A 12,624-nucleotide genomic window follows, 5' to 3' on the forward strand; every position below is an offset into this window, starting at 1 on the left:
CCGCCCAGGCAGGCCAGGGGCGGGCCGTGCCCGGCTCAGCCGGCGGTGAGGACGCACCAGTCGCGCGAGCCGATGTCGGCGGGCGTGCCGTCGAGGACCCGGGCGGTGCGCGTCGCCGGTTCGAGGGCGACGGTCGCGAGGCTCGCCCAGCGCTGGCCGAGCGGCTTGTCCGGATCGGGCAGGCAGGTCACCGGCGGCTCGCCGTCCCCCGTCACGAGCCGGCCCACGAGCTCGTCGGGCGTGGCCGGCGGCCGCGTGTTCGCGAGACGCGCGCGCACGAAGTCGTAGCGCTCGCCCGAGTCGGGCTGGTAGAGCCAGGTCTTCTCCTCGGCTGCCGGGGTCGGCGTCAGGAAGTGGTTGGTGCGCACCAGCGTGTCGTGTTCGGGCCGGATCGGGAACACCCCGACCGGGCTCAGGTCCAGGAGGACCGCGTCCGTCCCGTCGAACAGGGCGAACGAGCCGGACGACATGAGGGGCGCGCCGCGGACGATCTCCACTGCCTCGGCGACGCTGCCCGCCTCTTCGAGGACGATCGCGGCGAGCACATGCACGGGGATGCCGCCGATGCCGTCGCGGACGTGGCCGAGGATGTTGAAGTGCAGGGCGAGTCCGGCACTGTTGACGCCGATCTTGCCGAGGATGCCGTCCTCGGTGATGCCGACGAAGCCGTGCCGGCCGCCGCGCACCTCCAACGTGTGCCACATGGCGCTGAGTTCGACGTGCCAGTCCCAGGTCTGGACACCGAAGGTGCGTGCTGCCGAACCGTCGGAACCGGCGACGCGGTGCACGATCGTGGTGCATTCGCCGGGCGGCACGGTGGCGCTGCGGGCCAGGATCTCGGTGCGCGCGTTGAGGGCGCCGATGCGCCACGGCTCGGTGCCGGAGCCGTGGGCGATGCCCTCGATCTCGGCGCGTGCTCCCGGGCGGAATCGCCCGAGGACGTCGAGGGCGCGCTCGGCGTCCTCGCGTACCCGGGCCGGGGAGATGGCCCCGAGGGCGAAGAGCCGGTCGTACGCTTCGATCGCGGCGGGGATGCCGTCGCGCAGCTGCTCGCCGCGGGCGATGCCGCGGGCGTGCGGGTCGGCGCCGGCCACCTCGACGTGGCGGCGGTGTTCGGGGCGGGGGATCGACGTCGCGGTCACGAGCGTCCTTTCGCGGTGTTCGGGTGGAGCTGTACGGCACCGCCGACGATCGTCGCGAGGACGGCGTTGCCGGGCTGTGCTTCGGGGGCGAGGTCGAGCGGGTTGGCCGCGAACACGGTGAGGTCGGCGAGGCAGCCGGGCGCGATCCGTCCGAGTTCGTCGGACGCGCCGGCGGCGTACGCGGCCGCGGTGGTCATACCGGCGTACGCCTCACGCGCGGTGACTGCCTGACCGGGCTGCACGGGCGCCGCGTCGGACTCCTCGACCGGGCGGCGCAACTGGCAGTCGGCCAGGCCGATCCGCGGGTCCCCGGGGCCGATGGGCCAGTCGGAACCCAGCGCCACGACGGCGCCGTGGTCCAGGAGATCGCGGGTGCGCCAGCCGTGGGCGACGCGGTCGGGTCCGATGCGTCGCGACCAGTTGTCGGTGCCGTCGGCGCGGGTGTGCCGGGTCGCGTGCACGGGCTGGAGGCTTGCCACGACGTCGAGTTCGGCGAACCTGCCCAGCAGGTCGTCCGGGATGGACTCGATGTGTTCGATGCGGTGCGGGGCGCGGCCGGCCGGGCCGACCTCCTCGATGACGTCGAGGGCGAAGCGGACGGCCTGGTCACCGATGGCGTGGGTGGCGGTCGGGATGCCGCGCTCGGCGAAGAAGCGCATCGCCGCGCGGTACGCGTCGACATCACGCCACAGCGGCTCGCGGTTCTCGCCGTGGATGTCCGGGCGGTCGAACCACGCGGTGCCGTTGTCCGCCGTGCCGTCGAGCATGAACTTCGCGCCCTCGACGTGCCAGCGCCGTCCGCGCCGGCCCTGGAGACCGGCGACGTGCTGCCAGACCTCCGGCGGGGAGTCGGCCGGAACCAGCGGGGAGCAGCGGATCCGCAGGGGCAGGTCCCCGTGCTCCTCGATGTGCCGGTACACCTCCTCGGACGGGTCGGAGAAGTCGAGCGCGTGCAGACCGGTGAGCCCGCTGCCGGCGAGCCGGTGGAGCTGGTGGCGTACGTACTCGGCGGCCTTCTCCACGGGCACTTCGGGATAGCGGTCGAAGACCAGGTCCATCGCCTGGAGTTCGACGACGAAGCCGGTCGGGCGGCCGTCCGGGCCGACCTCGATCGACGAGGCGTCGGTGAACGTCTCGTCGCCGGTCAGGCCGACGAGTTCCACGACACGGGGGCTCACGACGAGCGCGTGCGCGTCGCGGGTCATCAGCGAGATCGGCCGGCCCGGGAAGTGCTCCGCGAACACCAGACCGGCCGGGTCGCCGTCGAACACGTTCACATCGAGGTCGTAGCCGGTGATCCATTCGTCCGTCGCCCGCCCGTCCGCCGCCTCGGACAGGCGGACGAACACCTGCTCCAGGGTCGCCGCTCCGGACAGGTCCACGCCGCTGCCGATGGAGATCGACCCCCACACGGGGTGGGCGTGGACATCGGTGAGGCCGGGCAGGACCGCGGCGCCCGGGAACTCGTGGACGGCCGTGCCGGGCCCCCGCAGCGCTTCGAGGTCCGAGGCGTCGCCGACGGCCAGCACCCGGCCGTCCGCGATCGCGACCGCGTTCGCGGACGGCGCGACGGGCTCTCCGGCGAGATGTTCGATGTGACGGGCGAGCACTATGACGTCGGCGTGCACAGGGTTTCCTTCGGGTGGTGCGGGGTTCGGTCTCTTGCTGCGTTCGACGCGCCGGTGTCAGGCGCGCGGGATGCTGCGCAGGGCGCGGGCCATCGCCCAGTACACGGAGGCGGCGGTGATCATGCCGGACGGAATCGCCAGGTCGATGTCGCCGAGCGCCCCGGCGATCGGGCCGGTCCAGAAGCTGGTGTTCACCCACAGCGCGGAGGTGAGGCCGCCGGCGACGACGGCGGCGAAGCCGGCCCAGTGGATGCCGCGGTGGTACCAGAACGGGCCGCCGCGCCGCTGTTCGAGAAGGTCGGGCCCGTTGTAGCGGTTGCGCCGCAGGACCAGGTCGGTCACGGCCACCGCCATGGCCGGTCCGGTCACGACGACCACGAGCTGGAGCATGGTGTTGACGCTGGTCAGGAAGTCGAAGACGAGGATCGCGTACAGCGTCATGATCGTGCCGAGCACCCCGATGATCAGCACCGCCGGGATGCGCGCCAGCCGGACGCCGACCGACTGGATGGACAGGCTGGCGCTGTAGGCCGTCATGCCGTTGTTCGTCATGGTGTTGACGACGACCGCGATGACGAAGACGGGGATGAACCAGCCCGGCAGGATGCTCTCCAGCGCGGCTTCCGGGTCGCTCATGTCGAGGCTGGTGGCCGCGAGCGCGCCGACCATGGTGAACACGGTGCTCGGCAGGTACGCCCCGAGCGCGGTCCATCCCGCGATGGCGACCGGGCTGCTCTCGCGGGGCAGATAGCGGGCGAGGTCCGGGCTGTTGCTGTACGAGAGTGGGGTGGAGGCGATGATGGTGAACCCCGTGCCGAGTGCCACGGCGAGCGCGGCTCCCTTGAGCGGCTCGGCGGGAGCGTAGGACCAGTCGGTCTCGGCGAGCACGTACCCCGTGACGACGACGAACACCACGGTCAGGAGAACGCTCAGAGCGGTGTAGAGGCGGACGATCGTCGCGTAGCCGAAGATCGCGATCAGCAGCGTCCCGCCGGCGATGAGGCAGATGACGGTCGCGTCCACGGCCGAGTTGTCCGGCAGGCCGAACCGGCCCGCCAGGCCGATGCCGGCGACCGAGGCGGCCGACCAGTTCAGGGCCAGGTAGGCAGCGGCTATGAGCCAGCCGGTCAGGACGAGCACGATCTTGTTGCCCACGATGCCGTACATCGCGCGCGAGATGACCGACCCGCTGGTGCCGGCTGCCGGGCCGCTCGCCGCGACGATGCCCGTACAGATCCACAGCAGGTTTCCGGTGAGGATCACGCCGAGTGCCTGCGGGAGCGTGAGGCCCATGAGGATCAGCGTGGCGCCGACGACGAAGCTCAGATAGCTCACGTTCGGGGCCGCCCAGACCGCGAACAGCTGGCGCGGCCGGCCGCCGCGCTCGTCCGCGGGGACCAGGTCGATCCCCCTCGTCTCCACATGTCCGGCGCGCTCTGAGCCGTGTTCGTCGAGGGGGCTCGCGGAGGAGCTGGGGTTCGTCGTCGTCATCGGGGCCTCTCGGGTCCGCCGGCCGTTGGGCCCCTATTGGGCAAATGGCCAACTGCTTGTTGGGCACACATCCAATAGCGTGTCCCCCATGACGTCAAGAGCTCAGCCGATACGAACCCGCAAGCTGCCCGGCGAGCGCCGCGCGGAAATCGTGCGGACCGCGGCGCGCATCGCGCTGGAGGAGGGCCTGGAGCGCATCACGCTCCGGCGCGTCGCCGACGGGCTGGGTGTCCGTCCCGGGCTCATCGGCCACTACTTCCCGGCCGCGGACGACCTCGTGAGCGAGGCGTTCTCCCACGCCGCGACGGAGGAACGCCAATCACTGCTGCCGTGCGAGGAGCGCGGGCTCCCGGCGGACGCGCGGCTCGCGCGATTCCTCGTGCGCCTCACCGACGGCGAGTACCGCGACCTCAGCCGGCTGTGGCTCAACGCGCGGCACGTCAGCAGATTCAAGCCGGGGCTGCGCTCGGCGGTGCGCGCACAGGAGTCCGAGACGCGTACCGCCCTCACGGACCTCATCGAGGAGGGGCGCCTCGCCGGGGTCTTCACGACCGGCGACGCGCCCGGAGCGGCCCTGCACATCCTGGTCACCGTCGACGGTCTCGGGGTGTACGCCAACGACGACGCACAGGTGGAGCATCCGGCGCTCGACGACATGGCCGTCGCAACGGCCGAACGGCTGCTCGGCCTCGCCGGGGGCGGCCTCCGGCGTGCGAGCGGCTGGGCGGACCGATGATCCGCCCCGGAACGGAACCAGGTGATGAACACCGTATGCGCCCCGTTCGCGCAGCAGGCTCTCCATGGTGACCGGGGACGGCCGGCGGCGTTCGGCAACCCGCCTGGGGCGCGCTCTCTCCCCGCGTGGCGCGCAACTACGGCCTCGGCGTCGTCTTCGTCACGCCGCCGGCCCTGCTGATGGCCGATCTGGCCGCGCCCTCGCCCGCAGGGGCCTTCGTCCTGGACCGGGCGCTGGGCAGTGTCATCGGGATCGTCATCGCCCTGGGCTGTGCGCTCGTGGTGGTCCACGGCCATGCGGCGGTCCGGGCGGAACGCGCGCCGGCCACGTGCACGGTGGCCGCCGAGCAGGCGCAGCGGGCACTGGACGACCGCCTGGAGCAGACGTTTCCCCTCGTCCGGACGCAGCTGGCCGCGGCCGTGGTGGAGTTGCGCGAGGCCGATGACGCCGCGGCGGGCGAACTCTGGCCGGCGGAGATCGATCCCACCGAACCCGCCGCCGCCGAGCAGCGGGCCCACCTGCTCCTGGAGCGGTTCGCCCGGTGGCGGTGACCGGGCCGCGGGGCGCGGCGCCGCCGGTACGCGCCCCGCTCAGGCCGCGGGGCCGATGGTGACCTTGAGGTGCTTCATGATCGGCTGGTCGCTCTGGGTGCTGTAGTCGTCCAGCGCGCACAGCACGTTCATCTCCGGCATGTAGCCGGCCGCACAGCCGCGGGGGATGTCGTAGGGGATCGCCAGATAGCCGTTGAGGGAGCGCCGGCTGCCGTCCTTGGCGGTGCTGACGATGTCCACGGGGCCGAGGTCGGCGATCCCGCGCTCACGCATGTCGGCCCGGTTCATGAAGACCAGCGTGCGCAGGTTCTTGACGCCGCGGTAGCGGTCGTCGTCCGAGTAGATGGTGGTGTTCCACTGGTCGTGGGAGCGCATGGTGCCCAGCGCCAGCGTGCCGGGGGCCGGGACGACGTCGGGCAGGGCGGCGGTGGAGAACTCGGCGCGCCCGGAAGGGGTGAGGAAGACCAGTTCACGCGCGGGCTGCTTGATGCGGAAGCCCAGCGGCAGCCGCACCCGGCGGTTGAAGTCCTCGAAACCGTCGAGGACCCGGGCCATGGTGTCGCGGATCCGGTCGTAGTCCTCGACGTACCACTGCCAGGGTGTGCCGCTGCCGGGCAGGGCGGCACGGGCCATGCCCGCGACGATGGCCGGCTCGGACAGCAGGTGCGGCGAGGCGGGGCGCTTCATGCCTACGGACAGGTGGACCATGCTCATCGAGTCCTCGACGGACGTGCTCTGCACGCCCTTGCGCTGATGGTCCTTCTCGGTACGACCGAGGCACGGCAGGATGAGGGCCCGGCGGCCGTGGACGAGGTGGCTGCGATTGAGCTTGGTGCTCACCTGGACCGTGAGTTCACAGGTGCGCAGCGCCGCGTACGTGGCCGGGGTGTCGGGCGCCGCGAGGGCGAAGTTGCCGCCCATGCAGACGAACACCTTCACGTCACCGCGCCGCATCGCCCTGATCGTGTTGACGGTGTCCAGGCCGTGCGCACGGGGCGGCTCGATCCCGCAGACCTCGGCCAGGCGGTCCAGGAACACCCCGCCGGGCCGGTGGTCGATGCCGCAGGTGCGGTTGCCCTGGACGTTGCTGTGTCCCCGCACAGGGGAGGGGCCCGCCCCTTCCCGGCCCAGATTGCCGCGGAGCAGCAGCAGGTTGACGATCTCCCGGACGGTGTCCACGCCGTGCTCGTGCTGGGTGAGCCCCAGGCACCAGCTGACGATGGAGCGGTCGGCCTCGCCGTACACCCGTGCCGCCTTGAGGACATCGGCGCGGCCGAGCCCGGACTGGGTCTCGATCTCCTCCCACGACGTGGCCTCGCACAGTGCGCGGTACTCCTCGAAGCCCGCGGTATGACGGTCGATGAACTCCTGGTCCAGCGCCCTGGGGTCGGATCCGGACTGCTCCAGGATCGCCTTGGCCATGCCGCGCAGCAGCGCCATGTCGCCGCCGATGCGCGGCTGCAGGTTGAGGGTGCTGGTCCGGGTCGTCCTGAAGAGCGCCATGTCCGTGAAGTCGTGGGGGACGATGGTGCGGGTGGCCGCCGCCTCGACGAGCGGGTTGATGTGCACGATCTGTGCGCCGCGACGGTGGGCCTCGGCGAGGGCGGTGAGCATCCGGGGCGCGTTGGAAGCGGCGTTGACCCCCAGGATGAACAGCGCGTCGGCCGACTCCCAGTCCTTGAGGTCGACGGTCCCCTTGCTGGTGCCCAGGGACGCCTGAAGGGCGCGGCCACTGGCCTCGTGACACATGTTGGAGCAGTCCGGCAGATTGTTGGTGCCCAGCTCGCGGGCCATCAACTGGTAGAGGAAGGTCGCCTCGTTGCCGAGCCGGCCCGAGGTGTAGAACGATGCCTGGTCCGGGTCGTCGAGCTCGCGCAGAGCACGGCCGACCACCTCGAACGCGTCCTTCCAGCTGATCGGGACGTAGTGGTCCGACTCGGGGTCGTAGACCATCGGTTCGGTCAGCCGGCCCTGGTTCTCCAGGTCGTAGTCGCTCCACCCGGACAGCTCGGTCACCGAGTGGGCGGCGAAGAACTCGCGCCCGACCCGCTTGCGGGTCATCTCCCAGGTGACGTGCTTGATCCCGTTCTCGCAGATGTCCAGATGCAGGCCCTTGGTGTCGTCCGGCCACGCGCATCCGGGGCAGTCGAACCCGCCGTTCTCGTGGTTCATCCGCATGATCGCCCGTGGACCGTCGACCGGAGCACCCTCGCGCACCAGGAACCGGCTCACGCTTCTGGCCGCGCCCCAGCCCGCGGCGGGGTGGTGGTAGGGGTGGAAGTCCGGATCGCCCTCGGGGGCGGGACCGACCGAGTGTTCCAGGTGCTGCTGCTCGTCGTGGTCGGTGCTCAAGGCATTCAACCCTTCCGCCGTTCGGGCGCGAGGTGGGGGCGATCCCGAGGGGGACGTGATTCCGAGGTGGAAACGATCCCTCCGGGCACGCTAACCGCGCCCGCTCCGGGCTGCACCCCGGTGCGGGCCCGGCTAGCGTGGACGTACCCGTCCCGGCCGGGCACGGTGATCAACCGAGCCGTCGAGGCGGTCACCCGTGATGTCCAGCAAGCACTGGCCGACGCTCTCCGCGGTGCCCCGGCTCGTCGCCGCGGTGGTCGCCGGCGCGCTGATCGGCGTGGTCACCGCCGTACCGGCCAACGGGCCGCTGGGTGTCCTCGCCGGAATCGCCGCGGCGGAGACGCTCTTCGTGGTGACGGGGTGGATCGTGCTGTGGCCCATGGACGCGGCCACCACCCATCTCAACGTCCGGCGCGAGGAGTTCCGGCCCGTCGTCGAGGAGCTCGTCGTCGTCGCGGCCTCCCTGTGCGGACTGGGCGGCATCGTGGTGCTGCTCCTGGTCGGCCATTCGGACCTGAGCCACGCGGCCGCCGCGACGGCTCTGTGCGGTGTGTTCATGGCCTGGGCGTCGCTCCATCTGATGTACGCCACCCGCTACGCGTACCTCTACTACGAGGCGTCCGGGGGCGGGATCGACTTCAACTCCCACGACCCGCCGAGGTACGTCGACTTCCTCTACTTCAGCTACAACCTGGGGATGACCTACCAGGTCTCCGACACCGGAGTCTCCAGCTCCGCCATCCGTGCGGTCGTCCTGCGGCACTGCCTGCTGTCCTATGTGTTCGGCGCCAGCATCCTGGCCACCACGATCAACCTCGTCGCCGGAATCGTCACGAGCTGAACCGGGACTCACCCGATGCGGCCATGTCCCTTCCCGTCCGAGGGCGGATGCCGGACAGCGCTTAGACTCCGCGAATGGCGAAGTACTTCGATGTGCACCCCGAGAATCCTCAGCGGCGCACCATCAGCAGCGTGGCCGACAGCATCCGTTCCGGGGCGCTCGTCGCGTACCCGACGGACTCCTGCTACGCGCTGGGGTGCCGGCTGGGCAGCCGCGACGGCATCGGCCGGATCCGGTCGATCCGCAACCTCGACGACCGTCACCACTTCACACTCGTCTGCGAGAACTTCGCCCAGCTCGGGCAGTTCGTGCATGTCGACAACGACGTATTCCGGGCGATCAAGGCGGCGACGCCCGGCAGTTACACCTTCATCCTGCCCGCCACGAAGGAGGTGCCGCGCCAGCTGCTGCACCCGAAGAAGAAAACGGTCGGAGTCCGCATCCCCGACCACGTGGTCACCCAGGCGCTCCTCGCCGAACTCGGCGAACCGCTGCTCTCCAGCACCCTGCTCCTGCCCGACGAGGACGAGCCGATGACCCAGGGCTGGGAGATCAAGGAACGGCTCGACCACGTGGTGGACGCCGTCGTCGACTCGGGCGACTGCGGCACCGAGCCGACCACGGTCATCGACTTCTCCGGCGGTGAACCCGAGATCGTCCGCCGGGGAGCCGGGGACGTCACACGGTTCGAGTAGCGGCCTCGGCCGGTGCCGGCGTGTTCGCGCGGAGGCAGGCGGCGTACGTGGCGTTCCCCGGGTACTGCGGCCTGTGCCCGGCGGTGACCTGGGCCGGCTGTCCGCGCCGCTCGGCGCACCGGCTGCCGGGCGTGCGACCTCACCGCATCCCTCCTGTGCGCGGGCGGGCGCATACTGGGAGGAGCCGCACGATTGGAGGACGCCATGATCGTCCTCGGAGTCATTCTGCTGGTCATCGGCCTGGTGGCCGGAATCTCGATCCTGTGGACCATAGGCGTCGTGCTCGTCGTGATCGGTGCCGTGCTGTGGATCCTGGGCGCTCTCGGGCACGCGGTGGGCGGCCGGCGCCACTACTGGTAGCGCTGTCGCACCCGATGTCCGGGGCACGGATCACAGCCCCGGGTAGCCCTCCGGTCGGGTCCGCAGCCGGGCCGGGCGGAACGGGACCGCGTACCGCTTCTCCAGGACGGCGCTCGCACACCGACCGGGCGCCGTGGGCCCGGACGGGCACCCGGTCCCGACCCCCTCAACCGCACCGCTCTTTTCGGTATACCATTTCTCGCCGGGGTACCGGACGAGGAGGGGTGCGTTGTCGCGGGAAAGGCGGACGGAGGCGTCGTCGGGGTCCGTACGGCGGGAGTCGCGAGCGGCGGCGGGTGCCCGGCAGGCGCTGGCCTCGCTGCGGAGCAGCCCGGGTTTCCGTCTTCTGTGGATCTCCAACCTGTTCTTCTACGGTGGTGCGTGGACGCAGACGCTGGTCCTTGGCTGGCTCGTGTTCGACACGACCCGGTCCGAGTTCCTGCTCGCGGTATTCACCGCCGTACGGCTCGCCCCCATGCTCCTGGGCCCCTTCGCCGGGGTGCTCTCCGACCGGTACGACCGGGTGCGGCTGCTCATGTCCGCCTGCGTGTGGGCCCTGGGCGCCGTCGTCGTCGTGGCGGTCATGGCGTCGTCGGGCCCCGTGTCGTACGGGGCGCTGGTCGCCGGGGGACTGGCGATCGGTCTGGCGCAGTCCCCGTCGCAGCCGGCACGCGGCTCGCTGGTGCTCGATCTGGTCGGGCGGGAGAACCTCAGCAACGCCAATGCGCTGAACGCGCTGGCGATGAACATGACGCAGGTCATCGGTCCTGCGGTCGGCGGGGCGATGATCAGCGCCTTCGGGGCGCCCGCGGCCCTCTGGATCTCGACGACCTGGTACGCGGTGTCGTTCGTGGCGCTCCGGCCCCTGCGCGGCGTCGTACGAACCGCACCGGGCCGGCCGGAGCCGGTGCTGCGGATGCTCACGAGCGGATTCCGTACGGTACTGACCAGCCGGCTCACCTCGGCCGTGCTGCTCGTGACCCTCGCGGCGAACGTCCTGCTGTGGCCCGTCTACCAGGCATTCATGCCAGTGTTCGCGAAGGAGGCCCTCGGTCTCGACGCCGCGGGCCTGGGCTGGCTCCTGACCTGCGGGGGGCTGGGCGGCCTCGCCGGTTCGCTCGGCATCGCCATGCTCGGCGACTTCAGGTTCAAGGGCGGGCTGTTCGTGCTCGGCACGGCGGCCTGGGGCGCTCTGTGGTCGCTGTTCGCGCTGTCCCGGACGGTACCGCTCTCCTTCGCGCTGATGGCCTGCATCGGATTGATGAGCGCTTCGTTCGGCGTGCTGCAGACCACCTTGCTGCTGATGACGACCGCGCCGGAGGTGCAGGGGCGCGCCCTCGGTCTCCAGGAACTCGCCATCGGCGTGATGCCCTTCGCCTCGCTGGGGCTCGGCGCGGCGGCCCAGCAGCTGGGGGTCGGCCCCACCGCGTTCCTCAGCGCACTCCTGCTGGTCGTGATTCTGCTGACGCTCGCGGCCCGCGTGCCCCAGCTGCTCCGGTACAGCGGCGTACACGCCCAGTAGCTGGGCCGAACCGGCCGGCAGGCGTGGAAACGGCGTACGGGTACGGCCGCGGCGGAGCATCCCCGCCGCGGCCGCGTCCGTCGTCATCGGCCGGGCGTCAGACCCGGAGCTCACCGTCCTGGACCACCACGCGTCCCCCCGCGACCACCAGCTGCCGGCGCGGCGAGCGGACCAGGGCGTCCTGGACGTTCTCGGCGTCCACCAGCACGATGTCCGCCCGCGCGCCCGCGACGATGTCGTGGACCTCGCGGTGCACGAAGCCCGCCGCGCGTGTGGAGGCCAGCTCCACCGCGTGGGCGAGCTCCTCATCGGTGCGCAGACCGTGGAGCCGGGCGAAGTTGAGCGCGACGCGCAGCAGGTCGCCGTCACCGTACGGCGACCACAGGTCCCGGATCCCGTCGGTGCCGAGACCGATCGGAACACCGTGGTCCCGCATCCCGCGCCAGGGCAGCGGTGCGGTGCGGACCGGGGCCACGGTCGCCCAGGAGACGCCGGCCTCCTCGCAGGCCTCGATCAGTTTCCGCTGCCGGTTCTCCGGCAGCTCGCCCAGGGCGAAGCCGTGCGAGACCGTCACCTTGCCGTTCAGGCCCGTGCGCAGCGTGCGGTCGATGATGAGCTCGATCTGGAAGGCGCCGAGATCCCCACCGTCGTGCAGATGGATGTCGAGCCCGACGCCGCGCCGCTCCGCGATGCCGAAGAGGCCGTCGAGCTGCGCCACGGGGTCGCGGTCGATCGAAGCCGGGTCGAGCCCGCCGATGGCGCTCGCGCCCGCCGCGGCCGCCCGATCGAGGAGTTCCAGCACCCCGGGGCGGCGCATGACGCCGTCCTGCGGAAACGCGACGATCTCCACCTCGACCGCGCCGCCGAACGAGGCGACCGCCTCACGGACGACCTCGATCCCGCGCAGACCGACACCGAGGTCGACATCCACGTGGCTGCGGACCGCCGTGGTGCCGTGCCGGAGGAACTCGCCCAGCACGGCGGTGGCCGACGACGGGCTCGGGATGCCGAGCCCGTCACGCTCCGCGCGTTCGTGGGAGATGCGTCCCTGCGTCGTGGCCTCACCGCCGTAGGAGACCCACGGCTGCCCCCACCAGCTCTTGTCGAGGTGGGCGTGCGCGTTGATGAAGCCGGGCAGGGCGAGGAGACCGCCGCCGTCGAGGTGATCGCCGTCACCGGCCGACGTTCCGGCGGGCGCTACGGAGAGGATCTCGGCGCCGGACATCACGATGTCCACGGGAGCCGCACCCCAGGGGCGGACGTTCGTCAGTGTCACATGAGCCATGAACGAATGGTATACCAAACG

10 protein-coding genes and 1 pseudogene are annotated in these 12,624 nt (G+C 71.4%); 6 read left to right on the forward strand and 5 right to left on the reverse strand.

Annotated elements, in window-relative coordinates; translation table 11 throughout:
- Positions 1-35 precede the first annotated feature (35 nt).
- The 3 genes from ACWCPY_RS22785 to ACWCPY_RS22795 are packed head-to-tail and all read right to left on the reverse strand — an operon-like array spanning position 36 to position 4,261.
- The gene (locus ACWCPY_RS22785; RefSeq protein WP_451267671.1) at positions 36-1,142 is read right to left on the reverse strand and encodes a C45 family autoproteolytic acyltransferase/hydolase; all 1,107 of its coding nucleotides are present in this window, start codon (positions 1,140-1,142) and stop codon (positions 36-38) included.
- On the reverse strand, positions 1,139-2,770 hold the full coding sequence (locus ACWCPY_RS22790; protein ID WP_451267673.1) for an amidohydrolase: 1,632 nt from the start codon (positions 2,768-2,770) through the stop codon (positions 1,139-1,141). The genes ACWCPY_RS22785 and ACWCPY_RS22790 overlap by 4 nt, the downstream gene beginning before the upstream one ends.
- 57 nt (positions 2,771-2,827) lie before the next feature.
- Positions 2,828-4,261 (reverse strand): purine-cytosine permease family protein, encoded by a 1,434-nt coding sequence (locus tag ACWCPY_RS22795; RefSeq protein ID WP_451267675.1) that lies wholly within the window; start codon positions 4,259-4,261, stop codon positions 2,828-2,830.
- A gap of 88 nt (positions 4,262-4,349) precedes the next feature.
- Here ACWCPY_RS22795 and ACWCPY_RS22800 point away from each other — a divergent pair, with 88 nt between their 5' ends.
- Positions 4,350-4,997, forward strand: a complete 648-nt coding sequence (locus tag ACWCPY_RS22800) for a TetR/AcrR family transcriptional regulator (RefSeq protein WP_451267677.1) — start codon at positions 4,350-4,352, stop codon at positions 4,995-4,997.
- A gap of 125 nt (positions 4,998-5,122) precedes the next feature.
- Positions 5,123-5,548: pseudogene (locus tag ACWCPY_RS22805) on the forward strand (FUSC family protein); the annotation flags it as partial.
- Positions 5,549-5,587: 39 nt separating this feature from the next.
- Here ACWCPY_RS22805 and ACWCPY_RS22810 read toward each other — a convergent pair.
- Complete coding sequence (locus tag ACWCPY_RS22810; RefSeq protein ID WP_451267679.1) at positions 5,588-7,900, reverse strand: FdhF/YdeP family oxidoreductase; 2,313 nt, start codon at positions 7,898-7,900, stop codon at positions 5,588-5,590.
- 199 nt (positions 7,901-8,099) lie between these two features.
- On the opposite strand from ACWCPY_RS22810, the gene ACWCPY_RS22815 reads away from it, so the two are divergent.
- The 4 genes from ACWCPY_RS22815 (at position 8,100) to ACWCPY_RS22830 (ending at position 11,318) form a co-directional block, all read left to right on the forward strand.
- Positions 8,100-8,741 (forward strand): DUF1345 domain-containing protein, encoded by a 642-nt coding sequence (locus ACWCPY_RS22815; RefSeq protein ID WP_451267681.1) that lies wholly within the window; start codon positions 8,100-8,102, stop codon positions 8,739-8,741.
- 74 nt (positions 8,742-8,815) lie between these two features.
- Positions 8,816-9,436, forward strand: a complete 621-nt coding sequence (locus ACWCPY_RS22820) for an L-threonylcarbamoyladenylate synthase (RefSeq protein ID WP_403779861.1) — start codon at positions 8,816-8,818, stop codon at positions 9,434-9,436.
- Positions 9,437-9,640: 204 nt separating this feature from the next.
- Positions 9,641-9,796 (forward strand): DUF6131 family protein, encoded by a 156-nt coding sequence (locus ACWCPY_RS22825; RefSeq protein ID WP_451267839.1) that lies wholly within the window; start codon positions 9,641-9,643, stop codon positions 9,794-9,796.
- Between the two features lie 229 nt (positions 9,797-10,025).
- Positions 10,026-11,318: an MFS transporter gene (locus ACWCPY_RS22830; RefSeq protein WP_451267683.1), complete on the forward strand. Its 1,293-nt coding sequence runs from the start codon at positions 10,026-10,028 to the stop codon at positions 11,316-11,318.
- A 97-nt stretch (positions 11,319-11,415) separates the two neighbouring features.
- Here ACWCPY_RS22830 and ACWCPY_RS22835 read toward each other — a convergent pair whose 3' ends face one another.
- Positions 11,416-12,603 carry an amidohydrolase gene (locus ACWCPY_RS22835; RefSeq protein WP_451267685.1) on the reverse strand — a complete coding sequence of 396 codons (1,188 nt, stop codon included), beginning with the start codon at positions 12,601-12,603 and terminating at the stop codon, positions 11,416-11,418.
- Positions 12,604-12,624 lie beyond the last annotated feature (21 nt).

Source organism: Streptomyces sp. NPDC002403 (assembly GCF_053593015.1).